Annotated in this window: 18 protein-coding genes and 1 tRNA gene; 5 read left to right on the top strand and 14 right to left on the bottom strand. The window is 61.5% G+C overall.

Annotation, left to right across the window (positions count from 1 at the left end; translation table 11 throughout):
- Window positions 1-50: 50 nt before the first annotated feature.
- Window positions 51-1,298 carry an NAD(P)/FAD-dependent oxidoreductase gene (locus NE851_RS13960; RefSeq protein ID WP_254961053.1) on the top strand — a complete coding sequence of 416 codons (1,248 nt, stop codon included), beginning with the start codon at window positions 51-53 and terminating at the stop codon, window positions 1,296-1,298.
- Here NE851_RS13960 and NE851_RS13955 read toward each other — a convergent pair.
- From NE851_RS13955 to NE851_RS13920, 8 genes are all read right to left on the bottom strand, one after another.
- Window positions 1,288-1,824: a gluconokinase gene (locus NE851_RS13955; RefSeq protein ID WP_425350915.1), complete on the bottom strand. Its 537-nt coding sequence runs from the start codon at window positions 1,822-1,824 to the stop codon at window positions 1,288-1,290. The two genes, NE851_RS13960 and NE851_RS13955, sit on opposite strands and share 11 nt — an antisense overlap.
- Window positions 1,825-1,850: 26 nt before the next feature.
- Entirely contained in the window at window positions 1,851-2,804 is a 954-nt protein-coding gene (locus NE851_RS13950; RefSeq protein WP_063476362.1) for a peptide ABC transporter ATP-binding protein, read from the bottom strand.
- Window positions 2,801-3,817 (bottom strand): ABC transporter ATP-binding protein, encoded by a 1,017-nt coding sequence (locus NE851_RS13945; protein ID WP_063476361.1) that lies wholly within the window; start codon window positions 3,815-3,817, stop codon window positions 2,801-2,803. Before NE851_RS13945 ends, NE851_RS13950 begins: the two co-directional genes overlap by 4 nt.
- Window positions 3,817-4,707: an ABC transporter permease subunit gene (locus NE851_RS13940; protein WP_183904509.1), complete on the bottom strand. Its 891-nt coding sequence runs from the start codon at window positions 4,705-4,707 to the stop codon at window positions 3,817-3,819. The genes NE851_RS13945 and NE851_RS13940 overlap by 1 nt, the downstream gene beginning before the upstream one ends.
- A gap of 9 nt (window positions 4,708-4,716) precedes the next feature.
- Window positions 4,717-5,721 (bottom strand): ABC transporter permease subunit, encoded by a 1,005-nt coding sequence (locus NE851_RS13935; protein WP_018244875.1) that lies wholly within the window; start codon window positions 5,719-5,721, stop codon window positions 4,717-4,719.
- Between the two features lie 87 nt (window positions 5,722-5,808).
- Window positions 5,809-7,404 (bottom strand): ABC transporter substrate-binding protein, encoded by a 1,596-nt coding sequence (locus NE851_RS13930; RefSeq protein WP_097595578.1) that lies wholly within the window; start codon window positions 7,402-7,404, stop codon window positions 5,809-5,811.
- A gap of 370 nt (window positions 7,405-7,774) precedes the next feature.
- Window positions 7,775-8,257, bottom strand: coding sequence for an iron-responsive transcriptional regulator RirA (rirA, locus tag NE851_RS13925; protein WP_028758280.1), 483 nt, complete (start codon window positions 8,255-8,257; stop codon window positions 7,775-7,777).
- Between the two features lie 252 nt (window positions 8,258-8,509).
- A complete protein-coding gene (locus tag NE851_RS13920; protein ID WP_028758281.1) occupies window positions 8,510-10,006 on the bottom strand; it encodes a CoA-acylating methylmalonate-semialdehyde dehydrogenase in 1,497 nt (498 codons plus the stop codon).
- Between the two features lie 175 nt (window positions 10,007-10,181).
- On the opposite strand from NE851_RS13920, the gene NE851_RS13915 reads away from it, so the two are divergent.
- Window positions 10,182-10,496, top strand: a complete 315-nt coding sequence (locus NE851_RS13915; protein WP_254961047.1) for a putative quinol monooxygenase — start codon at window positions 10,182-10,184, stop codon at window positions 10,494-10,496.
- Window positions 10,493-11,374: a LysR family transcriptional regulator gene (locus NE851_RS13910; protein ID WP_127431253.1), complete on the top strand. Its 882-nt coding sequence runs from the start codon at window positions 10,493-10,495 to the stop codon at window positions 11,372-11,374. The genes NE851_RS13915 and NE851_RS13910 overlap by 4 nt, the downstream gene beginning before the upstream one ends.
- On the opposite strand, the gene NE851_RS13905 is transcribed toward NE851_RS13910, so the two are convergent.
- The 3 genes from NE851_RS13905 to traA form a co-directional block, all read right to left on the bottom strand.
- Entirely contained in the window at window positions 11,371-11,538 is a 168-nt protein-coding gene (locus NE851_RS13905; RefSeq protein WP_097631730.1) for a hypothetical protein, read from the bottom strand. The genes NE851_RS13910 and NE851_RS13905 overlap by 4 nt on opposite strands.
- Before the next feature lie 43 nt (window positions 11,539-11,581).
- Window positions 11,582-12,019 carry a DUF4174 domain-containing protein gene (locus NE851_RS13900; RefSeq protein WP_254961044.1) on the bottom strand — a complete coding sequence of 146 codons (438 nt, stop codon included), beginning with the start codon at window positions 12,017-12,019 and terminating at the stop codon, window positions 11,582-11,584.
- Between the two features lie 483 nt (window positions 12,020-12,502).
- Window positions 12,503-17,125, bottom strand: a complete 4,623-nt coding sequence (gene traA / locus NE851_RS13895) for a Ti-type conjugative transfer relaxase TraA (protein ID WP_254961042.1) — start codon at window positions 17,123-17,125, stop codon at window positions 12,503-12,505.
- Between the two features lie 376 nt (window positions 17,126-17,501).
- Between traA and NE851_RS13890 the strand changes: the two genes are divergently transcribed.
- Window positions 17,502-18,446 carry a nucleotidyltransferase and HEPN domain-containing protein gene (locus NE851_RS13890; RefSeq protein ID WP_254961040.1) on the top strand — a complete coding sequence of 315 codons (945 nt, stop codon included), beginning with the start codon at window positions 17,502-17,504 and terminating at the stop codon, window positions 18,444-18,446.
- A 331-nt stretch (window positions 18,447-18,777) separates the two neighbouring features.
- On the opposite strand, the gene NE851_RS13885 is transcribed toward NE851_RS13890, so the two are convergent.
- Both NE851_RS13885 and NE851_RS13880 read right to left on the bottom strand, forming a co-directional pair.
- Window positions 18,778-18,854, bottom strand: a tRNA-His gene (locus NE851_RS13885).
- Window positions 18,855-18,984: 130 nt separating this feature from the next.
- Window positions 18,985-19,434: a phasin gene (locus NE851_RS13880; RefSeq protein WP_127431251.1), complete on the bottom strand. Its 450-nt coding sequence runs from the start codon at window positions 19,432-19,434 to the stop codon at window positions 18,985-18,987.
- 214 nt (window positions 19,435-19,648) lie between these two features.
- On the opposite strand from NE851_RS13880, the gene NE851_RS13875 reads away from it, so the two are divergent.
- A complete protein-coding gene (locus NE851_RS13875; protein ID WP_254961037.1) occupies window positions 19,649-23,533 on the top strand; it encodes an ATP-binding protein in 3,885 nt (1,294 codons plus the stop codon).
- 242 nt (window positions 23,534-23,775) lie between these two features.
- Here NE851_RS13875 and NE851_RS13870 read toward each other — a convergent pair whose 3' ends face one another.
- Window positions 23,776-25,728: an acetoacetate--CoA ligase gene (locus NE851_RS13870; protein ID WP_183904516.1), complete on the bottom strand. Its 1,953-nt coding sequence runs from the start codon at window positions 25,726-25,728 to the stop codon at window positions 23,776-23,778.
- Between the last annotated feature and the right edge of the window lie 108 nt (window positions 25,729-25,836).

Raw genomic sequence — 25,836 nt, 5'->3', positions numbered from 1 at the left:
CATCGGCACGGGCATTTTCAGCCCGATAAACAAAGCGGAATGCAGGGGAAATGACGAAGAACGCAATCGTGCTCGGCGCCGGCATCGTCGGGGTTTCCACGGCCATCCATCTTCAGCGGCGCGGTCGGCAGGTGACGCTGATCGACCGCAAGGATCCGGGCAACGAAACCTCCTTCGGCAATGCCGGCCTGATCCAGCGCGAAGGTGTCGCGCCTTACGGCTTTCCCCAACAGCTCGGGCTTTTGCTGCGTTATGCGCTGAATAACCGCATCGATGCGCATTATCACCTGCGCACGCTGCCGAGCCAGATCGCCTTTCTCGCCCGCTACTGGTGGAACTCCAATGCGCGCCGCCACGCGCTCATCACCCGGGCCTATGCGCCGCTGATCGAAAATTCGATTGCCGAACACAAGGACCTGATCGAAGCGTCGCAGGCTGAAGCGCTGATCCGCAAGGATGGCTGGATCAAGCTTTTCCGCACGCAGGCCAAGCGCGACGCGGCTCTTGCGGAGGCAGCACTTTGGCAGAATGAATTCGGGGTGGAGTACGACGGCCTGGCTCCGGCCGATATCGCCCGCATGGAGCCTGATCTTTCCGGCGATTTCGCCGGTGCTATCCGCTGGCGCGACCCCTGGTCGGTGCTCGACCCGCATGCGCTGACATCGGCCTATCGCCGCTATTTCGAAAGCCTCGGCGGCCGTTTCGTCACCGGGGATGCCGCCTCGCTCGGTCCGTTCGGCTCCGGCTGGAAGATCATGACGACAGAGGGTCCGCTCGAAGCCGAGGATACCGTCATAGCGCTCGGCCCCTGGGCGGCCGTTGCGACGCGCCGGCTCGGCTATTCCCTCCCACTCGGGGTCAAACGCGGCTATCACATGCATTATGCCGCCGAGGGCGATGCCGTGCTCAACAACTGGATGCTCGATGCCGAACGCGGCTACTTGCTGGCGCCGATGAACCGCGGCATCCGCCTGACGACCGGGGCGGAGTTTGCAACGCTCGACGCGCCGAAGACGCCGGTCCAGCTCGACCGCGCCGAAGCCGTCGCGCGCACCATCTTCCCGCTCGGCAGGCGGCTCGATCCCGAGCCTTGGATGGGTGCTCGCCCCTGCACGCCCGATATGATGCCGGTTATCGGCAAGGCGCCCCGCCATCAGGGCCTGTGGTTTGCCTTCGGCCATGCCCATCACGGGCTGACGCTCGGGCCGGTGACGGGCCGCGTGCTTGCCGAACTCATCACCGGCGAGACGCCGTTCATCGATATTGCGGCCTATTCGCCGCAGCGTTTCAAGCCGTGATGCCGAGAGCAGCGAGACCTTTGAGAGCGGTCGCCGCGATGCCGTCCACCGTGTCGTCGATATCGACGGTGACGACGCCCGGCTCGCCCGTGGGCACCTCAAGCGTCGCCAGCTGGCTTTCGAGCAGCGAGACCGGCATGAAATGGCCCTTGCGCTCGCCCATCCGCTTCGTCAGCAGCGCCTTGGAGCCTTCGAGATAGACGAAGAACAGATTGCCGCCGACAGCCGCCCGCAGCCGGTCGCGATAGACGCGCTTCAGCGCCGAGCAGGAGACGATGATGCCCTCGCTCTTGTCAAGCGGGGCCTGCATGTCCTCGCCGATTAGGTCGAGCCAGGGCATCCGGTCCTCATCCGTCAGCGGAATGCCCTTCGACATCTTTTCGACATTGGCGGCCGGATGAAGCGCATCGCCTTCGACGAAGGCCAGGTGCAGGGCCTCGGCGAGCTTTTCGCCGACGGAGGATTTGCCGCAGCCGCTGACCCCCATGACGATGATCGCATGGGGTTTGTTCATCTGCTCCGACATGATTCCTCCTAATCGATGTTTCCCGCTCAATCGAGCGGGAAGTGACAGGCATATTGTTGTGCGCCCTCTCCCCTTAATTCGGGAGAAACCTGGCGGCAATGGTCCTGCGCCTTCCAGCAGCGCGGATTGAAGTGGCAGCCCGACGGCGGCTTCAACGGCGACGGCAGCTCACCCTGCAGGCGGATGCGGCTCTTCTCGCGGTCGGGATCGGCAATCGGCGTGGCCGACAGCAAGGCGGCCGTATAGGGATGGCGTGGCCTGGCGAAGACCTCGGCGGCGGGACCGGTTTCGACCGGGCGGCCGAGATACATCACCATCACCTCGTCGGCGATATGATGGACGACGGACAGGCCATGCGAGATGAAGAGATAGGCAAGACCCATCTCCTTCTGCAGGTCCATCAAGAGGTTCAGCACCTGCGCCTGGATCGACAGATCGAGCGCCGAGACCGGTTCGTCGAGCACCAGCACCTTCGGCCGCAGCATCAGGGCGCGGGCAATGGCGATGCGCTGACGCTGGCCGCCTGAGAACATGTGGGGATAACGGCCATAATGCTCCGAACGCAGGCCGACGCGCGCCATCATCTCCTCCACCTTGCGGCGGCGGGCGGCGGCGTTGAGATCGGTGTTGATCTTCAGTGGCTCTTCGAGGATCGAGCCGACCTTCTGGCGCGGGTTGAGCGAGCCGTACGGATTCTGGAAGACGATCTGCACCTGGCTGCGCAGGCTGCGGTCGCCGACATTGGCGGGCTTGCCGTCGATCAGCAACTGCCCTGACGTCGGATCCTCGATCATGGTGACCAGGCGGGCGAGCGTCGACTTGCCGCAGCCGGATTCGCCGACGACGGCGAGCGTCTTGCCGGAATGGAGGCTGAAGCTGACGCCGTTCAGCGCCTTGACGGTGGCGTCGGCTTTGAAGAAACCACGGTTGACGGTGTAGAAGCGGGCGAGATCCCTGCCCTCGAGAACAGCATCCGTCATACGAGGTCTCCCGCAGTTTCAACGGCCATCACGCCCGGATGGCCGAGCGGCTTGCCGTCCTTCAAAGGATAGTTGCAGAGCGCCAGGCCCAACTCCGGCCCCTGACGAACGACGCCGCGATCGCATTCGACCGTGGCGAAGCCGCAGCGCGGCGCGAAAAGACAGCCTGTCGGGCGACCGTGCTGACCGGGCACGACACCGGCGATCGAGGGAAGGCGCTGGCCGACTTTGGCGCGTTCCGGCAGGGCCGCAAGCAGGGCTGCGGTATAGGGATGATGCGGATCGCGGAACAACGCCCTCACCGGCTGCTCCTCGACCTTCTGGCCGGCATATTGCACCTGCACGCGCTCGGCGGTTTCGGCGACGACACCCATGTCGTGGGTGATCAGCACCAGCGCCATGCCCTGCTCCTTCTGCAGGCGAACGAGCAGATCGAGGATCTGGGCCTGGATCGTCACGTCGAGCGCGGTCGTCGGCTCATCGGCGATGAGCAGCTTCGGATTGCAGGCGAGCGCCATGGCGATCATGACGCGCTGGCTCATGCCGCCGGACATCTGATGCGGGAAGTTCGACAGGCGGTCTTCCGGCGCCGGAATGCCGACGAGATTCAAGAGCTCGATCGAGCGTTGGCGGCGCTCCTTGCGGTTGAGGCCCATATGAAAGCGCAGGGTCTCACCGAGCTGGAAGCCGACCGTGAAGCACGGATTGAGGCTCGACATCGGCTCCTGGAAGATCATCGCCATATCCTTGCCGACGATCCTGCGGCGCTGCCGGGCGGAGATGCCGCGCAGATCCTTGCCGTCGAACTGCAGACGGTCGGCGGTGATCTTCGCTGTCCAGGGCAGAAGCCCCATCAGCGCCAGCATGGCAACGGATTTGCCCGAGCCGGATTCACCGACGACCGACAGGATTTCGCCCTTGTCGCAGGCAAGCGACACGCCGTCGACGGCGCGGAACAGACCGGAAGAGGTCTGGAATTCGACAGTTAGATTTTCAATCTCGAGGAGCGACATCACGACCTCTTCAGTTTGGGATCGAGCGCATCGCGCAGGCCGTCGCCCATCAGGTTGATGGCGAGAACGGTGATGAGAATGGCAAGACCCGGAAATGTCACCACCCACCAGGCGCGCGAGATGAACTCACGGGATTCGGCCAGCATCGTACCCCATTCCGGTGTCGGTGGCTGGGCGCCCATGCCGAGAAAGCCGAGGGCGGCGGCATCGAGAATCGCCGCCGAGAAGGCGAGCGTCGCCTGAACGATCAGCGGCCCAAGACAGTTCGGCAGGATTGTCTTGAACATCAGCCGGAAGGTGCCGGCACCGGCCACACGCGAGGCAATCACATATTCCTTCTCACGCTCTGAAATGACCGAGGCGCGCGTCAGGCGCACGAAATGCGGCTGATTGACCAGCGAAATCGCGATCATCGCGTTGGTGAGGCCAGGCCCCAGGACGGCCACCAGCACGAGCGCGAGCAGCAGCGACGGGAAGGCCAGGATGATGTCCATCAGGCGCATGATCGCGGTGTCGACCTTGCCGCGGAAATATCCGGCGATGAGGCCGATCAGCACCCCGCAGATGACCGAAAGTGTGACGACGACGACGCCGATGAAGAGCGAAAAGCGCGCGCCATAGATCAGGCGCGAGAGAATATCGCGGCCGACGGCATCCGTTCCGAGCGGGAAGGAGGCGCTACCGCCCTCCATCCAGGCCGGCACGGCGAGCAGCACCTGGCGGTTCTGCTCGTTCGGCGCATGCGGCGCAAAGAGCGGCGCGAAGACTGCGACGACCAGGATGATGGTGAACACCACGAGGCCGATGACGGCGCCCTTGTTGCGGGAGAAATAATGCCAGAACTCCGCAACAGCGGATGGCTGACCGGTTTTGACGGTGACGGTGCTCATGAACCGCTCCTAATGACGAATGCGCGGATTGATGAAGCCGTAGAGAACATCAACAATCAGATTGACCAGCATGATGACGCCGGCGATCAGGAGCAGGCCGCCCTGGACCACCGCGTAGTCGCGCTTGAATACCGAATCGACCATCCATTTGCCGATGCCCGGCCAGGAGAAGATCGTCTCGGTGAGGATGGCGCCGGCAAGAAGGACGCCGATCTGCAAGCCGATCGTGGTAATGACGGGGATCATCGCATTGCGCAGCGCATGCACGCCGACGACGCGCAGCGGCTTCAGGCCCTTCGAGCGCGCCGTGCGGACATAATCCTCGCCCAGAACCTCGAGCATCGCCGAACGCGTCTGGCGGGCGATAACGGCGAGCGGGATGGTCGCCAGCACGATGGTCGGCAGAATGAGATAGCTGACCGCCGAGGCGAAAGCGCCCTTCTGGCCTGACAGCAGGCTGTCGATCAGCATGAAGCCGGTGACCGGCTTGAAGAAATACATCAGTGAGATGCGACCGGAAACCGGCGTCCAGCCGAGATAGCCGGAGAAGAAGATGATCAGCAGCAAACCCCACCAGAAGATCGGCATGGAATAACCGATGAGGGCAACACCCATCACGCTCTGATCGAACCAGGTGCCACGCTTGACGGCCGCAAAGACGCCGGCGGGCACGCCAAGACAGACCGCGATGATGATGGCACAGAGCGAAAGTTCCAGAGTTGCCGGGAACAACGTGAAGAACTCGCCGAGAACGGGCCGCTTGGTGACGATCGAGGTGCCGAGATCGCCGTGCAGCACTTTTACGATATAATCGAAATACTGCACATATATGGGCCGGTCGAAGCCGAGATCGTGCATGATCTGGGCGTGACGTTCCGGCGCCATGACACGTTCACCCGACAGAAGCATGACCGGATCACCGGGAATCAGGCGGATGAACGAGAAGGCAATGAGCGAAACACCGAGAAACGTCGGGATCAGCACCGCGAGGCGGCCGATGAAAAAACGCAACATAGCAGGTTTTCCAATAGTTTCCGGCGGTCAGGGCAACCTGACCGCCGGCCGCACCCGGCGTTGACCGGGTAGTTTACAGATTTTTTATTATTCGGAAATGTCCACGCCGTCGAAACGGTGGATGCCGAGCGGATCCATGAAGAAGCCCGAGACCTTCTTGCTCATCGGAACGAAGACCAACGAGTGGTCGAGCGTATTCCAGGGAGCTTCCTTCTTGAAGATCAGCTGAGCCTGCTCATAAGCCTTGGTGCGCTCGGCGACGTCGGCCGTCTGCTTGGCCTTCGTCATCAGATCGTCGAACTCCTTGTTGCACCACTGCGCGCGGTTGTTGCCGCCGACAGCGTCGCAGCCAAGCAACGTATCCATGAAGTTGTCGGGATCACCGTTGTCGCCGGTCCAGCCGAGGATGACGGCACCGTCGCGATTCTTGTCGGACGAGAGCTTCAGATATTCGGCCCATTCATGGGTGACGATTTCCGCATCGACTCCCACCTTGGCCAGGTCGGCCTGCATCAATTCGGCGGCGCGACGCGCGTTCAACATGTACGGACGCGAAACCGGCATTGCCCAGATCTTCATCTTCAGATCCTTGACGCCGGCATCTGCCAGCATCTTCTTCGACGCATCGGGATCGTACTTGTCGTCTACGACGGCATCGTTATAGGACCACATCGTCGGCGGGATCGGGTTCTTGGCAACGGCCGCGGCACCCTGGAAGACGGCATCGACGATCGCCTGCTTGTTGATCGCCATGTTCAGCGCCTTGCGGACTTCGGCCTTGTCGAATGGAGCAATCAAGGTGTTGTAGGCGAGATACGAAACGTTCAGGCCGGCCTGCTCGAGCACGGTCAGGTTCTCGTCCTTCTTGAGTTCGGCGACGTCAGCCGCATTCGGATAAGGAATGAGGTGGCATTCACCGGCTTTCAGCTTCTGCGCGCGGACGGCGGCGTCAGAGGTGATGGCGAAAACCAGATCGTCGATCTTTTCCTTGCCCTTGAAATAGGTCTCGTTCGCCTTGTAGCGGATGACGGCATCCGGCTGGTAGGCGACGAAGGTGAACGGACCGGTACCGAGCGGCTGCTGGTTGAGCTGCGCCATCTTGCCGTCGGCGGCGAGTTTGTCGGCGTATTCCTTGGAGACGATCGAGGCGAAGTCCATGGCGAGGTCGGCGAGGAACGGCGCTTCGGGATGGTTGAGCGTGAACTTGACGGTGAGGTCATCGACCTTCTCGACCGACTTGATCAGCTCCGGGAAGCCCATGCCGGCAGCATATTCGTAAGAGCCGCCCTCGACATACTTGTTCCAGGGATTGTCAGCCTTGAGCTGGCGCTCGAACGAGAAGATGACATCGTCAGCATTGAAGTCACGCGTCGGCGTGAAGAAGTCGGTGGTCTGGTACTTGACGCCCGGATGCAGCTTGAAGGTGTATTCCTTGCCGTCGGCCGAAACGCTCCAGCTGTCGGCCAGGCCCGGCTCGATCTCGGTGCCGCCATGCTTGAATTCGACGAGACGGCTATAGACCGTGCGCGACGACGCGTCGAAGGTCGTGCCTGCCGTGTAGAGGCTCGGGTCGAAGCCTTCCGGCGAGCCCTCGGAGCAATAGACAAGGGTCTTGGACCAGGCCGACGTCGCCATGACGGAAATCAGGGCCGTCGCTGCCAGGAGGACAGAGATCTTTTTCATAATATTGTTTCCCGGTTGTTCTTTTTTGATGTTTGGAGATCGTAGAATGGCATCACGATCGACGGTTGATGGAACGATATTTATCTACTGAAAGCAACGGGCTACGCAGAAAAATTTTCCAGCTGGACAATTTTAGAAATTTTCAGTCAAAAATCAGCCGCATTTGGAAATATTCGGATAAAAGTGACCGAAATTTTGTCGCGTTTGGTATAAAAACGCCGCCATCAGACACGCGGCTGCCATCCCCCGACATTTCCGAGAGCGGTAGACGCCGCAAAAACAAAAACCGCGGCTGCCGGAGCAACCGCGGTTCAGAAGCATAATCTGCGCTTAGGGCCCCGTGCGTCCTTTCGGACGCACAAAGGATAGTTCAGGCGGCGGGGACAACGATCGCGGGTTTGCGATATTGCTGCTCACCGGTGATTCCGAGAAGGAAATTGATCTGCGGACGGGCCTTGACGAGGTCGTCGATGGAATATTCCGAAAGCACGGCGAAGAAGGCGTTGAGCGCCTTGCGCAGCGCCGAATTCAGGCCGCAGCTGTCGACCAGCGGGCATTCGACCTCACCGTCATCCTCGAAGCATTCGGCCATGGCGAAACTGTCTTCCGTGACCCGAACGACGTCGAAGAGGGTGATGTCGGCCGCCGGCTTGCCCAAGCGCACGCCGCCGTTGCGACCGCGCACGGTCTCGACCAGACCCGCCTTGTTGAGCGGCTGGAGAATCTTGAAAAGAAAGAGCTCCGAAACACCATAGGCCTTGGCGATTTCCGGAATCCGGCTCAAGTGCCCGTCGTTGGCAGCACAATACATCAACATGCGAACCGCATAGTTGGTCTGCTTCGTCAACCGCATGCCATTCTCCTGACTCGTGCCTGTTCAGACCTATATAGGCGGTTTGCTAGTTTTGAACAATTCCAAAATATGAAATTCGCATTCAGCTTATGAGGCCATTTGCCGCGACGTCAATCCGGCCACATGACGGGAATCACGCGACCGGCAAATCATCTGAAAACAACGCCACCAAAAATCGACAACTTAGAATCTAAAAGTTCGGGGGCCGAAAGGCCCCCGAATTGCAGACTGCAGATTGGAATGTCGTGAAGATCACTTCATCGTCGGCATGACGAACTCGGCGCCGCTCTTGATGCCCGAGGGCCAGCGGGCGGTGACGGTCTTGGTCTTCGTCCAGAACTTGATCGAATCCGTGCCGTGCTGGTTGAGGTCGCCGAAGCTCGAGGCCTTCCAGCCGCCAAAGGAGTGGTAGGCGAGCGGAACCGGGATCGGAACGTTGATGCCGATCATGCCGATATTGATGCGCGAGGCGAAATCGCGGGCGGCATCGCCGTCGCGGGTGTAGATGGCGACACCGTTGCCGTATTCGTGCTTCATCGGCAGCGACAGCGCTTCCTCATAGTTCGCGGCGCGGACGACGGAGAGGACGGGTCCGAAGATCTCGGTCTTGTAGATGTCCATCTCAGGCGTGACGTGGTCGAACAGGCAGCCGCCGACGAAATAGCCGTCTTCATAGCCCTGGAGCTTGAAATCGCGGCCGTCGACGACGAGCTTGGCGCCTTCCTCGATGCCGCGGTCGATCAGGCCGCGGACGCGGTTATAGGCATCCTTGGTGACGAGCGGGCCCATGTCGGCCTTGTCATCGGTGTAGGGGCCGATGCGCAGCGATTCGATCTTCGGCGTCAGTTTCTCGACGAGGCGATTGGCGGTTTCTTCCCCGACCGGAACGGCAACCGAGATCGCCATGCAGCGCTCGCCGGCCGAACCATAGCCTGCGCCCATCAGCGCGTTGACGGCCTGGTCCATATCGGCATCCGGCATGATGATCATGTGGTTCTTGGCACCGCCGAAGCACTGGGCGCGCTTACCGTTCATCGCCGCCGTGCCATAGACGTAGCGAGCGATCGGCGTCGAGCCGACGAAGGAGACGGCGCCGATATCGGGATCGGTGAGGATCGCATCGACGGCACCCTTGTCGCCGTTGACGACGTTGAGAATGCCGGCAGGCAGACCGGCCTCGATCATCAGTTCGGCGAGACGGATCGGCAGGGAGGGATCACGCTCGGAGGGCTTCAGGATGAAGGCGTTGCCGCAGGCGATCGCCGGCGCAAACATCCACATCGGGATCATGCCGGGAAAGTTGAAAGGAGTGATGCCGGCGCCGATGCCGACTGGCTGACGGATCGAATACATGTCGATCGCCGGGCCCGCGCCCTCGGTGAATTCACCCTTGGCGAGATGCGGAATGCCGCAGACGAATTCGCAGACTTCGAGGCCGCGGATGACGTCGCCCTTGGCATCCTCGATCGTCTTGCCGTGTTCCTTGGAAATCAATTCGGCAAGTTCATCCATGTGCTTGTTCAGGAGTTCGACAAACTTGAAGAAGACGCGGGCGCGGCGCTGCGGATTGGTGGCAGCCCATTTCGGCTGCGCGGCCTTGGCGTTTTCGACTGCGGCGCGCAGTTCCTCGACGCTTGCAAGCGCGACCGTCGCCTGCACTTCGCCAGTTGCCGGATTGTAGACGTTGCTCACGCGGCCGCTGGTGCCGGCAACATGCTTGCCGCCGATGAAATGACCGATCTCATGCATGGGTGTTCCTCCTGTTTTTGGATGACCGACAATCGCACTTCAATTTGCACAAATCAATGCGCTGATATAAGGAACTGTTGTGCGTAGATTGTAGTCCTGTCGTTGCATCGGGCCTGCTGCTTACAAACTTGGCACGGCACGTCGACAAGTCAAATCCCAAGGGGAGGTCAAACCGTTGAGCCGGAAACCCGTCGTCAGAATGGCGGAGCTGGAGATCGCTCCGGAGACGCTGGAAACCTATAGCGCATTGCTCGCAGAGGAAATCGAGGCATCGGTGGCGCTGGAAGACGGCGTCCTTTCCCTCTGCGCCGTTTCCATCAGGGACCACCCAAACCGCATCCGTATTCTGGAGGTCTACACCGACCAGGCGGCATATAAGGCCCATCTGCAGGCACCGCATTTCCTGAAATACAAGAACCAGACGGCGGGCATGGTGACATCGCTGGCGCTGATCGAGGTCGATCCGATCGCCATGCGTGCCAAGCCATGAACTGGGACGATGTGCGTATTTTCCTGGCCGTCGCCCGCACCGGGCAGATCCTTGCCGCCTCGAAGCGGCTGGGGCTCAATCACGCCACGCTCTCGCGCCGGCTGACGTCGCTGGAAGAGGCGCTGAAGACACGGCTTTTCATCCGCCGCACGAATGGCTGCGAGCTGACGGCCGAAGGCGAAGTGTTCCTGGCATCCGCAGAGCGGATGGAAACCGAAATGCTCGCAGTACAGGCCAGCCTCGGCCACACCGATACGGCTATTGCCGGGACCGTGCGCGTCGGCGCGCCCGATGGGTTCGGTGTATCCTTCCTGGCGCCGCGCATAGGCAGACTGATCGAGCGCCATCCGGAACTGAAGATCCAGCTCGTACCCGTGCCGCGCTCTTTCTCGCTGTCGCAACGCGAGGCCGATATCGCCATCACGCTGGAGCGGCCGGTACAAGGCCGGCTCGTCTCTTCCAAACTCACCGACTACACGCTCGGCCTCTATGCCTCACGCGACTACCTCGCCGCCCAGGGCACGCCCGGCGATATCGAGGCGCTGAAGGCGCATCCGCGCATCGGCTATGTCGAAGACCTGATCTTCACCGCCTCGCTGAATTTCTCCGGCGAGGTGATGCGCAGCTGGGATGCGAGCTTCGAGATATCGACGGCGATCGGGCAGACGGAGGCGGTGCGATCAGGCGCCGGCATCGGCATTCTGCACGATTATATCGCCCGGCAGTATCCGGAACTCCAGCGCATCCTGCCTGAAATTTCGATCCGGCGGGCCTATTGGACGACCTATCACGAAACGGCGCGCGATCTCGTGCGCGTCAGGAGCGTTGCCGATTTCCTGCAGGAACTCGTCAGCGCCGAGCGCCATATTTTTCTTTAAACGTCCCGCACGTGTTTTGCTGGCTCGTCGTTCTCGTCCGGGTTCGGAACCGGCGCCTCGTCGGGCCGCCTGTCCGGCTCCGGTTCCGTGATCGGAGGCACCGGCTTCCAGCCGGGTGCCGGCATCGGCGGCTGGTCGGGAATGGGTTCGTTGGGCACGGACATGACCGCCTCCTTTCATGATCTTGGTTTGACGCGATGTTCGGGACTATTTGTCCAGCTTCAGCGATTCGGCAGCGCGCATCGGCATGCTGTCGATGATGGCGAAGAGCTCGCCATCGGTGATCGGCTCGCTGGCCTTCAGCTTGACGGTGCCGTCCTTGCCAACAAGAAAGGCCGCGAACTCGCCCAGATCGGGCGCCTGGAGATCGCGGCGGATCGCTTCACCGTCGAGGCCGTCGGCGGCACCGAAGAGTGGCCGAACGCCGGCGCCGGAAATCTTCAGCACCACCAGGTCACGCTCATCGAGGGCCGAGCGATCGGCCAACAACTGGTTCTCCTGGCGGGCGGCGCGGGAATTGTCCCTGTCGGCGAAAACAACGAAAACGCGGTTCTTCCACTGGAACGCCGCGAGGCTTTCGGCCGGCGCATAAGCGCTGTTGGTCTCGTCGATCTTGGTCGCACCGTAGAGAAGGGTTTTCGACATGCATATTCTCCCGTCAACTTAGAGAACCGCTCAGGACGACGTGGGTTCCATCAAAACGGAATCTTGCTTAGGTTTCGCCTCCCGAATTCATCGGTGAGATCCTGCGATTGCCAGTCTCACCGAGCTCGCCGCGGAGCCTGATGGTCAACTACGTTTGGCACTAAGGGGACTTTCGAGCGTAGGAATCTCCTTCAACGAATGCAAGGCCGGAACTCACCAGAGGGGTTTGGCTTGTTCAGGTCGGCGACGGTCTTCTTCATTTCCAGCAGCGACATGCCGGCTCCAATCGGGACTAGTCGTTTGAAACTTTCGCCGGCACGCCCCCATCTGCTAGGCGTCTGATTAGTGCATTTTGCTCGCCTGGCTTGCGATGCCTTCTTTGTCGTCCGTTTCCCTCTCAGGGCAATACAACGGAACAATCCCGGCCAAGACCGATCTCTTCTGTGGAATCAGATCAACGAATAATGGCCTCTGTTGTTTTGTTTAGCCATTCATATCAACGCCGCGGCCGCGGTTGACAGTGCGCTGGCGCCGTTCCGACATGATCTTCTCGCTGCTCTCCCTGCGAACGGTCTGCTGCAGGACCTTCAGCCTGTCCTGCATCGCCTCGAAGGCGCGGCGCTGCGTCGGCGGCACACGGTTGATGAGATCCCTCTCTCCTCGGACGATGGCATTGCGGCCGAAGCGCTCGTCGAGCGCCACGCTGACTGCGGCGAACTCCCGGCGAATGCTGGGATCAAGAACAGCAGCCGATGCATTCCGCTTGCGGCCGTCGTTCTTCGCCTCGGCAGTCAGCCGCATGAGCGCTTCTTCCGCCGCCTTCGACAGGCCGGGAATGGCAACCGCCATGCGCCGCCGCTCTTCGGCGATCGCCTGGCGCTCGGCATCAAGGGCGCCGGCATAGGCCGCACCGAGCGATCGTAGCCAAGCGGCGGCTTCGGGCACGGCCTGCGCAGCGTCTCTGCGCTCCCGGCCGGCGGCCAGCATCCGATCCATGAGGCGATCGGAGCCACGCAGCGCACCATAGGCGGCCGGGTCATTGGTCACTGCAGCAGAGATGCGGTCGGCGGCAAAACCTTTGACAAGCAGCTCTTCGATCTTCTCGACAGCGCCAGCCGGATCGCGCCAGATCGTTGACGCCACGTCGGCCAGCGCTGCTCGCTGCTGGCGATAGAGAGGGCCGGCCAGAGCACGCGATCTCGCCTCTTCCTCGATCGGAGTCTTGAACTCGGTGACGGCGGCAAGCATGGGGATATTCTCCTTCTGCGGATCAGCACTGGCGCTGGCGACGATCTTCGAACGATCCCGCCGTTCGGCGAGATGCTGCTCCTCGGCAAAACGCTTCACGGCCTCGAACAGCCGGGTCAGCTTCTCGCCCCTGGTGCCTGTGAAGTCTTCCGGCATACGCTCGACGATGTTGCGTTCGGCAACCGTATCGGCCTTGGATGTGAAGGCGCTCCAACCGAAGCGGGCGCTGAGCGCCTCGCTGACGGCCTTGATCTCCTGCACGATCGAGGGGTCTTCGGCGGCGAATGCAAAGGCCGTCTTGTAGGCATCGTCCCCTCCCTGCTTGCGCACCGCCTCGATCTCGACGAGACGTGCCACCGCCTTTCTGGAGAGCGCTGGGATCGACACTGACATATGCGCGCGGCGCTGGTGCTCGCGGCTTTCGAACCGCTCGGCGTTTCTGCGGAACTCCGTCGCGTGGGCGCGGGCCAGCGGCAGTAGTTCCGTCAATGCCGCGGTCGCGATGCTGCGCTCGTCGCGTGCGGCACGGCCGTCTATCATAAGGTCGGAACCACGCAGGCGGCCGATCCGATCCGGTGCAATAGCAAGATCGTCGGCGAGCCTGCGGGGTTCGTTGCTCGTATCCGATGCCAGGGCGTTCAGGGCGACCAGTGCCGCCTCCGGCTCACGATAGATCTTCTCCAGCAGCGGCCGCAGGATTGCGTCCCGTTCCTTCCAGGCCGGCGAGGAAAGCTGCGCCCACCGCGCATCCTCCTCCACGCTTCTGGCAAAAGCAGTGTCGGGCGGCATCAGATATCGGCCGCGGCCAACATCTGTCTCCGAGACGGTGTGTGTCTCAGTGCGCTCCTCGTTGTACGAGACACGTCGTTCCCGCTCGATCGCAAATCCCAGCGCAACGCTTGCCCTTTCCCAAAGCTTCGCCACCTGCCGGCGCTTATCGGCAATCCACGCGAGCCGCCGCGAGGCGTCCTCCTCCATCCCCGCCGCGACGAGAGAGAGATGGTCGAGCCCGCGGCGGCGGGCAAAATCGTCGGCATGCGCCCGATACCCAGCCTCGCTCTCGAAATCGAGCGTCGTCGTCTTGGCGCCGGAGCGCGACAGGCGTTCAACGAGTTGTTTGAACAGTTCCGGCCGATGGCTTTCCTGCTCGATACGCTCCCGGCGCGCTTCGGCGGTTTCGACCCGTTTGGCTGTCCAGATATTGCGATCGACTTCTCTTTCCTCGAAGTGCTTCTGCCCGGTCTGCTCATCGATGATGGGAACCTGAACTTTGACCCGCTCCACCCCGTCCTTGCGCAGGGTCACCGTGTCGCCCACTAAGATACCGGCATCCTCCAACGCCTTCGGCAGGCTCACGCCCCAAAGACGATGGACGGCTCCGTCATCCGTCTTCACATCGGCATAGGGGCTATCGTCGGCATCCTCGTCATTCGGCCGGAATTTGGCTTGTCCGGTTTCCACGAGTTCGCCGGTGACGCCGGCAGCATGATCGGGACGCAGCTTGCGGCTCCATTCGGGCTTCGCTTCAAAATCTTCCTTCGCGGCATAGAGATCGGCACGATGGCGATGCCGGGTCATCGACACATAGGTCAGATGCTGGTCCATCATGCCGGTGGCAAGAACGAAGGTCCGGTCGACGGTCGAGCCTTGGGATTTGTGGATGGTCGCGGCGTAGCCGTGATCGACATTGCGATAACTGTTCTCGCTGATGACGACATCCCGGCCATTGTCGAGACGCACCGAAAGCAACGTATCACCACGTTTGTCGCCGGTGGATACGACCGTCCCGAGCATGCCGTTCTTGACGTATTGCGGACCGAGACGCATTGCGCGCGCTTCGACGAAGCGGGCATTTGCCAGAAAGATGATGCGGTCGCCGGTGGCGAATTCCCGCGCGCCGCGTTCGGTCTGGAATGCGCGGCTCTCACCCAGCGCCCCCTCGCCCGCCATCACAGATCGCAGTTCCTCGTTCAGACGTTTGACGTCCTGATTGGTGTGGGCGAGCACGAGAAGCTCATCACCGCGAAGACGGCCATCATTGCCGGCAGCTGTTGAGTCCTGGACCGCCTGTTTGCGCGCCGCCGTCCAGTCGCGGACAATGCGGCCGATGACGTCGTCCCGCGTCTCTGCCTCCACCAAATGACCCTGCTGCGCATAGGCATCAAGACCTTTCCCAATCTCGCCACGCGCAAAATGCCGCGACGCCTCGCGCGCCCACGCCTCGCGCTGGCGGCGCACGCCGCCAAGTTCGGCAAAACCGATCCGCTCGGTAATCGCCCGGAACGCCGCCCCCGCCTGGATCGGCTGCAATTGCATCGCATCGCCGACCAGCACGAGTTTCGCTCCCGCTTCCTCGACGAGCTTCAGCACGCGGGCCATCTGCTGCGACGACACCATGCCGGCCTCGTCGACAACCACCACATGGCCGCGGTGAAGCGTCTCCTGTCCATTGGCCCAGGCCAGTTCCCAGGCGGCGAGTGTTCGTGATCTGATGCCGGAGCTGTCTTCCAGACCCTCGGCGGCTTTGCCCGCAAGGGCCGCACCAATCACCTGGCGGTCTTGGCTTTCCCAGGCGAGACGGGCCGCGGCAAGCAAGGTCGACTTACCGGCGCCGGCAAGACCGACCACGGCGGCAATGCCATTGTCCCGCGTGACATGATGGACGGCGTCCACCTGCTCCGGGTCGAGCCGGAAGGACTTTTCCGGATCTTGAGTTTCGACGTTTCTGATCGCAGCGGCGACCGCCCGGTCGGAAACGGCAAAACCGCGACGTTCCACCAGAACCTGCGCCGACTGCGCCATGTCATATTCGATGCGAAGGATCTCGCGCGTGGTGAAAACGGCGGGTTCGCTCGCCTTGCCCGTTTCGGCATCGACCTGCTGTGGCTTCAGCATGATGAGATCGTCCGACGCCATCAGCCGCGCCCGGATATTGGCGAAGTCTGCGGGATCGTCGACATAGCGATGCAGCCCCTTGGCGATATCGCGCTCGTCGAAGGTGGAGCGTTCATTGCTCAACTGCTTCAGCAGGAGCTCCGGCTCGGCGAGCAGCCGGTCGGCCATCTCCTGGCGACGGGCAAGACCGGCCGGTGCAAAATACATCTCGGCACCCCCGCGGGAGAGTGCTGCCTTCTCGGGGCCCAGATGTCTTTGTGCGATGCCATCGAGGCCCTGCTCGGCATAAGAGCGGCCGTCAAGACGGATGTCATGGCCGGCGAGCGCCAGATGCCGGCTGGCCGTCTCCGCCCAGGCGATCTTCCACGCCTGCAAGGTTTCCTTATCGCCGCCCCAGGACTTATACACAATCCGACCCGTTAGCCGTCCAGGCGTGACAAATCGCAATGGCTCTCCATTTTCTCCCAAAATCGGAGCATGTTTTGCCCCGAAGCCCTCCTCCGTCAGCGGTCTCACGGGCGTCAGCAGATGGATATGCGGATTGCCGTCTTTATCGTGGTAGACCCAGTCGGCGACCATTCCCGCTCTTGTGAAATTATCCCGCACGAATTCGCGCACCAGCGCGATGTTCTCGGCCCGCGTCAGTTCCTCCGGCAGCGCGATGATCAGCTCGCGCGCCAGCCGCGCGTTTGCCAGTTTCTCGAAAGCTTCAACCGCATTCCACAGCACTTCGCTGGCGCCGGCAACGGAATACCCCTCGACCGCGGACTGCAGCCAATCCGGCGTTTGATCCGGCAGCGCCAGTTCCTCGTGCACCAGCTCCGACGCGCCGCCCCGATAGCTGAACGACGTGCCGGCCTGTTCGTCCATCATCCTAGTGCGATGACGATAGGCGGCGGCCGAGACGATGTTGCGTCCCGCTCCCCTGCTGATGACCTGCGCTCTGACGAACATGATCGCCATGATTGTCCTCGCATATTCGGAGCAGTTGCACCAACGAGCGACATCGCTCTGTCACAGACAGTTATACCGAACGACAAACGCCCTCCGCGCGTGTCTCCGGTCTCTTTCGCGCGGGTCCATATCACCGCGACAAATAAGCGATTTAACTGACTTATACAAGATAGTAAAATCAGAAATTGTTTCCCGCTTTGTTCGCCCTGGCGCACGGTGTTCCAACTACGCCACATTCAGACGATGCTTGTTCCTAAATGATTGAGTTTTTTTATCAATCGCCAACGCGGCTTGGCAACTTGATGGAAGATAAGGGCAAAACGGCAGTTGAGCGGTGCTAAATTTGCCAGTAGACGATATTGGATCTTTCGCCTATCGATGGCTTATGAAATCGTCGCTCGATCATATGCCGCTTCGCAAGCAACGAGAACTCGGCCGGGTCCTTGAAATCCTCCACGAGGAATTCGAGGATGCGCTGAAAGAAGGCACGGCCGATTTCAAGAAGCGCGGCCGGATTCTTAAGATTATCCTCTTCGGCTCCTATGCCAAAGGCGGGTGGGTCGATGAACCCTTCACCATGAAAGGGTATCGCTCCGATTTCGATCTCTTGATCATCGTCAATAACCGCAAGCTCTGCGAGTTCGCTGAGTACTGGTACAAGGCCGCCGACCGGCTGATCCACGAAGCCTCGATCGAAACGCCGGTGAGCTTCATTGTCCATTCCAGGCGCGAGGTGAACACCTACCTGAAGGAGGGGCAATACTTCTTCTCCGACATTCGCAAGGAAGGCATCGTTCTCTACGAACTGGACGATGAGCCGCTGGCTGAGCCCAAACCACTTTCGATCGAGGATCAGCTCCGCGTCGCAAAGGAGCATTTTAAGGAGCGACAAGAGGCCGCTAAAGAGTTTTTCGAATTGGCCGAACATGCTCGTAGTAGACACTATAGAAAACGAGCCGCCTTTCTCATCCATCAAACATTGGAGCAGACCTATTCCTGTGTCCTGCTAACCCTTACCAACTACGGTCCACCTTCCCACAACATCAAGTTTCTGCGCTCGCTCGCCGAGGAGCAGGACCGCCGTTTGGCTGATGCCTTTCCGCGTGATCAGCACAAGGAACGCGCTTGGTTCAATACGTTGAATGAGGCCTATGTTAAGGCGCGCTATTCGAAACATTTCGAAATCAGCGAGGAGGCGCTTGGCTGGCTCGTAGGAAAAACTGCGTTACTTCTCGAACAGGTCGAGACGGTTTGCAACGGGCACCTGGACATCCTTAAAGGAATGACTGGCAGCGACATAATCAAGCGAGATTCGCTGTCATGCGATTGAACGGCTGTGGATGTCGGCATCTCGGGCACGACCGGCAAAAAATCGTCAATTGTTACGGAGGTGACGGCCTCGAGGTCCTGACGGGTTGGTCGCGACGGTCGATTCGTTGCGCCAACCACCGGAGGTGGTCGAGGCGATGACCATCTTGCAAAGAACGCCGCATTGAGTGCCAGGAAGATCAGTGAACCGCTGGTAAAGCGCTTGCCGGCAATGCGAGCGTGCCCTCAATCAAAGGACTTTCGGAACAATCAACGGCCCGTTCGGCACGACGTTGTCAGGCAAATCTTGGGACGATCTATTCCCATGTCTCCAGTATGGATAAAAGGGAAGATGGTACGGTTGGGGGGTCTCGAACCTCCGACCTCAGGTGCCACAAACCTGCGCTCTAACCAACTGAGCTACAACCGCATAAATCACGCTTGGCGCGACGGGGGTCACATACGAGGACTTGGCGATGAATTCAAGCCCCATTCCTCGTCAATATACAAAAAGGCTGGACGCGAGGTCCAGCCTTTTGTCTGCGATCGGTCAAGACCGATCAGGCAACCTTGAAGGAAGCCATGGCCTTTTCGGCGGCGTCCTTGGACGGCTTTGCGAGCTTTTCAGCCACCTGCTTGGTGGTTTCCTGGATCGACTTCGCCTGCTCGACGGTGAGCTCGGCCTGCTTGCGGATGAAGGAGGTCTGCAGTTCGAAGAATTCGGCGGCGGACTTGACGCCGAGGAGCGCTTCGAAGTGCGACAGCGAGTTCTCGGAATTGACGCGCAGGATGTCGATCGCCTTCAGGCCGATCTCAACGCTGCCGGCCTGAGCCGTCTGGACGGTGGCTTCGAGCGTCTTGCCGGCTTCCTCGCCAGCGGTCTTCAGCTTGGCATAGGCATCCTTCGACTGCTGGGCGCCCTTCTCGGCGAAATCACGGAAGGATTCGGCGAACTTGGACGGGTCGAAAGAAGCAATTGAAAAAACGTCATCGGTCTTTATGGTAGCCATGGGTCGCATCCTTTGGGCTGAGGCAGTCGCTGCCTTCGATAGTTGGGATGATGCTTATATAAGACATATGATTGTGCATTGCAACAATTATTGTGCGATGCACAAGACGTTAACCTTTCCGGCCGAAAACACCCTGCTCTTCTGGACCGGCATGCCACCCGCAGTTATTAATAAGCCGTTAATTTAAGAAGGCCGACAGCGACAAGGTTCGAACATGCCCGCAGTCCAATATCCGTTCATCGATATCGCCGTGCATGCACGGGTGCGGGAACGCTTTTCACGCGGCGAGGCGATGGTGCTGTTTTCGGCCGATCTTGCCCGCCTGCTCTGGGCAAACGGCGCAGGTGCGGAGCTTTTCGGCCATTCGGCGGTCTATGACCTGCTCGACCAGGGCGTCGACCGGGGCGACATTACCTTCCGCCAGCTGGAAACGGCCGCGCGCCAGCTTTCCGATATCGGTGACAACAGAAGCCTGATGATCCGCGTCGCCAAGGGCTTCCAGCGCGCCCAGGTGCAGGCGGCGGCCGAACTGATCCGGCTCTCCTCAGGCGAAAAGGCCATCCTGTTTTCGGTGCCGGTCTCGGCCAAGCCAATGGCGGCCGTCGCCTCGGCGGCGCAGATGCTGCAAGGGCTTGATGATCCCGATACGCATATGGCGGTGATCGGCGCCAATGGCGAAGTCATCGCCGCTTCGCCGGGCTTTGCGTCGCTCGGCATATCAGAGCAGACCGCAAAGACCTTGATCAATCTTGCCGGCGCGCATCCCGACCGGCTGGTGAAGCGTCCCGTCGCCACCACCAGAGGCAATCTTCCGGCCGCCTTCGGCAAGCTCAGCGACGAGCCGGCGCTCCATCTGCTTTTTGCCGTGGAAGCCGCGATCGGCGATCTCGACCCGATCGATGCCCCCGTGCTCGACCCGGTCGATGCGCCCGCGCAGGAGGAAAGCGCGCCGCCCGCCGAACTGCTTCAGGACGAGCCTGCCGTCGCCACCGGCTTCACCGAGATTATTGATGCGGTCTCGGGGATCGAAGAGGTCGAGGAGACGCTCGAGGACATCACCGGCGAAAACGAACAGCCGGCCGAGACGGCAGCCGCATCCGAAGACGAGGCAGTCGAGGAGGCAGGTCTCGCCGGACATGACGAGGTGGAGAGTGACGGCAGTGTGATCGACAGCAGCGCGGATGGGGCCGATAAGCCTGCCGCGACCATCGAGGACGACCTTGCCTCCCTCACCGAGACGGTGGAAACGGCCGTGGCGGAGCCGTCTGCCGAAACCCGCGAAACGCCTATCGAAGATGCGCCGGAAGCGGTTCATGAAGAGTTCGCCATCGCAATGCCTGTGGTCCCCGACGCTGCCCCTGCCCCTGAGCTTGCGGCTGAGCCCGGCTTCGTCTTCAGGCCGAACAGCCGCGCCACGCGCTTCGTCTGGAAGATCGACGCCGATGGCTGCTTCACCGAGGTCAGCCACGAATTTGCCGAGGCCGTCGGTCCACATGCATCCCACATCATCGGTTCGGCCTTCGGCGATGTCGCCGCCCTTTTCAATCTCGATCCGGACGGCAAGCTTTCCGAGGCGCTCGCCCGCCGCGACACATGGTCGGGCAAGACGATCCTCTGGCCGGTCGAAGGCACCAGCCTCGTCGTTCCGGTCGATCTGGCAGCACTGCCGACCTATACCCGCAACCGCGACTTCGACGGCTTTCGCGGCTTCGGCGTCGTCCGGCTTTCGGATGCGCAGGAAGATCCGCTGGCGCTCGGCCTGACGCTTGGCCCCGATGGTATCGGCCATGATGCAGCAAGCCTCGAGCCGGTTGCCGACGTGGCCGATGAAGCGGAAGCCGCGTCCGAGGAGGTCCCGGCCGAAACCATCGTGTCGGAAGAGATCGACGTCCAGGCGTTTGCGGCAGCCGAGCCAGAGACCCCGGAGACCGAAGAGACGGGATCGGAAAAGATCACGGCCGAAGAGGCGATCGCCGTGACGTCAGCGCCGGAGAATACAGCAGAAGAACAGGCGACGGGCGCCGACGAAGGACCTGCCGCCGGGCCGGCAGCGGATCTTTCGGACGAGCCGCCGGCGCTTCGCATTGCCGAGACGCCCAATCGCCGTTTCTCCGATAAGATCGTTCAGCTCCACAATACCAGCGCCGGGCTGACGGCCGCCGAACAGGCGAATTTCCGTGAGATTGCCAAGCGCCTGGAAGCCTTCGGCACGCGCAAGGAAGAGCCCGCCGCTCCAGCGCCGATGGAACCCGCAGCCCCGGCGTCGGCGGCACCTACCGTGACGGCGGCGGTGGAATCCGCCGTCGCGGAAATGGCGAGCTTCGAAGGGGCCTCTGGACATGACGAGTCCGAGGCCGAAACTCCCGGCGACAAGGCTGACATCGCCTCGCCCGAGGACATCGCGCCGCAAGAGGCGATCTTCGAGAATGCCGTCGAGGCCGAGCGCGAAGACGAGGTCGTCGCCGAGGAGCCGGCTGTTATCGCCGAAGACGAGGCGACGGAAGGACTTGAGGAGACGGTCAGCCAGATCGAGGTTCTCACAAGCTTCATCCCGCCGCGCGTCAAGATGACCGACGGGCTTTCGGTGGGAACGGTCGACCAACTGCCTGTCGCCGTGCTCATCCATATCGGCGATGCGCTGATCCATGCCAATCCGGAATTCATGCGACTGACGGGCTATGCTTCGCTCGACGCATTGCGCGAGGTGGGCGGCATCGAGGCCCTGCTGCAGCGCCGCGAACTCGAGGAGAAGGCGGCCGGCTCCAGCACCATGATGCTCGTCAAGGCCGATGACACGCTGGCGCCGGTGACCGCCCGGCTGCAATCGGTGCGCTGGGAAGACGCCAACGCGTTGATGCTGGCGCTGATGCCGGTCGAAGGCAAGGATGACAGCCGCAGTGAAGCAAGCCGTTCCGAGGGCCGCTCCGAGGGCCGTTTCGAAGCCCGTCCCGAGCGGATGGTCGAGAAGGTCGCCAAGCTTCAGGTCGAAGTGGAGGAATTGCGCTCGATCCTGGAAACGGCGACCGACGGCGTCGTCGTCATCGGCACGGAGGGCGACATCCGCTCGATGAACCGGTCGGCGAGCGCGCTTTTCAATTACGACGAGCAGGAGACGCGCGGCAAACCCTTCGTCATGCTGTTTGCCCATGAGAGCCAGAAGGCGGTCCTCGACTATCTGAACGGCCTCTCCGGCCATGGTGTGGCCAGCGTGCTGAACGACGGACGCGAAGTGATCGGCCGCGAGGCGGCCGGCGGCTTCGTGCCGCTGTTCATGACCATGGGCCAGCTCACCTCCTCCAATGGCTACTGCGCCGTCATCCGCGATATCACCCAGTGGAAGCGCACCGAAGACGAGTTGCGCAACGCCAAGGGTGCGGCCGAAACCGCCAACGCCCACAAGACCGATTTCCTCGCCCGCGTCAGCCACGAGATCCGCACGCCGCTCAATGCGATTATCGGCTTTTCCGACATGATGGCGGGCGAGCGCTTCGGGCCGATCGGCCATCCCCGTTATATCGAATATGCCAACGACATCGGCCGCTCCGGCCGGCACGTCCTCGATATCGTCAACGATCTGCTCGACATTTCGAAGATCGAGGCGGGCGAGATGGACCTCGATTTTGCCGCTGTCGGCCTCAACGAGGCGGTTTCCGAAGCTGTGGCACTGGTGCAGCCGCAGGCGAACGGCCAGCGCGTCATCATCCGCACGGCGCTGTCGCATGCGGTGCCCGAAGTCGTGGCGGATCTGCGCTCGATCAAGCAGATCGCACTCAACATCCTGTCGAACGCCATCCGCTTCACCCCGTCGGGCGGGCAGATCGTCGTTTCCACCTCCTACGAGGCCAATGGCAGCGTTGTCTTGAGGGTCCGCGATACCGGCATCGGCATGACGCGCAGTGAACTCGACCAGGCGATGAAGCCGTTCCGGCAGGTCTCCTCGACCCAGTCGCGTCACCGCGGCGACGGCACCGGGCTCGGTCTGCCGCTGACCAAGGCGATGGTCGATGCCAACCGGGCGGTGTTCTCGATCAATTCGGCGCCGAACGAGGGCACCCTCGTCGAGATCACCTTCCCGTCGCAGCGGGTGCTGGCCGGCTGATCAGCGCAAAAGGAAAGCGATCACCATAAAGAAAAGGCAGCCCGGAGGCTGCCTCGAAAATTGGTGCTGTTCAACAAGAGCTCAGTCGATCAACGTCATGTTGTTGTAAGCCCTGGGGCTTCAGGCCGCCTCGTTCATGTGCGACCCCTAAGTTAGCTTTACATTTGACAAACCTTTCTTAACGAAAGGTTTCCATGACAGGCGATTGATGGAGGGTGAAAGCTTGTAGCTTGCGATCGCCATCAATCCTTCAGTTCGCTCAAACCGGCGAAGAGCCGCAGCGCCTCGGGATTGGCGAGCGCTTCCTGGTTTTTGACCGGCCTGTTGTGCACGACCTCGCGCACCGCAAGTTCGACGATCTTGCCGGATTTGGTGCGGGGAATATCGGCAACCGCGATGATCTTTGCCGGCACATGCCGCGGCGAGGCGCCGGTGCGGACCCGCGTCTTGATCGCCTTGACGAGATCCTCGGTCAACGTCACACCGGAAGCAAGGCGCACGAAGAGGATGACGCGCACGTCGTCATCCCACTCCTGGCCGATGCACAGCGCCTCGGCCACCTCCTCCATCTGCTCCACCTGATTGTAGATCTCGGCCGTGCCGATGCGCACGCCGCCGGGATTGAGCGTCGCATCCGAACGGCCGTGGATGATCAGGCCGCCATGCTCCGTCCATTCGGCGAAATCGCCGTGGCACCAGACATTGTCGAACCGGTCAAAATAGGCGGCGCGATACTTGGCGCCATCGGGATCGTTCCAGAACATCACCGGCATCGAAGGGAAGGCCTTGGTGCAGACGAGTTCACCCTTCTCCCCGCGCACCGGCTTGCCGTCATCGTTCCAGACATCGACTGCAAGACCGAGGCCGGCCCCCTGGATCTCGCCGCGCCAGACCGGCTGCAGCGGATTGCCGAGCACGAAGCAGGAGACGATGTCGGTGCCGCCAGAAATCGAGGCGAGCTGGACATCCGCCTTGATGCCCTCATAGACGAAGGTGAACCCCTCAGGCGAGAGCGGCGAGCCGGTGGAGGTCATCAGCCGCAGGCTGGAGAGATCGTGGTTTGCGCGCGGCGTCAGCCCGCCCTTGCGCACCGCATCGATATATTTCGCCGAGGTGCCGAAGATCGCGAATTTTTCGGCCTCGGCATAGTCGAACAGCACGTTGCCATCGGGCGCGAAGGGCGAGCCGTCGAACAGGCAGAGCGTTGCGCCGCTGGCAAGGCCGCTGACCAGCCAGTTCCACATCATCCAGCCGCAGGTGGTGAAGTAGAACAGCTTCTCCCCCGCCTCCAGGCCGCAATGCAGCCGCTGCTCCTTGAGGTGCTGCAGCAGCGTGCCGCCGGCCGAATGCACGATGCATTTCGGCACGCCTGTCGTGCCTGAAGAAAACAGGATGTAGAGCGGATGCGCGAAGGCAAGCGGCGTAAACTCGACCTCCCTTGCCTCATAGGGCGCGACAAAGGCCTCGAGCGTCGAAGCCCCCGGCGTCTTGCCCGCCACCGCCTCCGCATCGCCGGCGTAGTGGACGATGACCGTCGGGACATCCAGGCTTTTGGCAACCGTGGCGACCTTGGCGCCGACATCCTGCAGCTTGCCGGAATACCAATAGGCATCGCAGGCGATGAAGAGCTTGGGGCCGATCTGGCCGAAGCGGTCGAGCACGCCCTGCTCGCCGAAATCGGGAGAGCAGGACGACCATATGGCGCCGATCGAGGCGGCAGCGAGCATGGCGGCGACGGTCTCGGGCATGTTCGGCATCATCGCGGCGATGCGGTCGCCCTTGCCGATGCCGCGGGCCGCGAAGGCCTGCTGCAGCTTCGAGACCAGCGCGCGCAGCCGGTCCCACGACCAGCGATCCTCAGCCTTGTCCTCGCCGCGGAAGATGATGGCCTCGCCTTCACCGCGGCACGACAACAGATTTTCGGCGAAGTTCAGCGTCGCATCGGGAAAGAAGCGGGCCTCCAGCATGCGATCGCCATTGGCAAGCACCTCTGCGCCGCGTTCTCCCTTCACGCCGCAGAAATCCCAGACGGTCGACCAGAAATTCTCCCGCTCGGCCACCGACCATGCATGCAGATCCTCAAAGCCCGAAAGAGAAAGCCCGAAATCGGTATTGCAGCGCTCCATGAAGGCATGGATCGGGCTTCTGGCAACGGCGGCGTCCGAAGGTACCCAAAGTGGTCTGTTATCCTGCATTCAATCCTCCTCCCCAATGCCGTCTTTATATCATGCTGCATTGCATTATAAAGTGCGGAACCGACGCGATCCGTCGCCTATCGCATCGTCTTTTGCGCCTCTTGAAAA

The organism is Rhizobium anhuiense bv. trifolii (assembly GCF_024346605.1).
GTDB classification, from domain to species: domain Bacteria; phylum Pseudomonadota; class Alphaproteobacteria; order Rhizobiales; family Rhizobiaceae; genus Rhizobium; species Rhizobium anhuiense.
The sequence above is the reverse complement of the archived record's forward strand: the minus strand, read 5'-3'. Positions and strand labels throughout refer to the sequence as shown.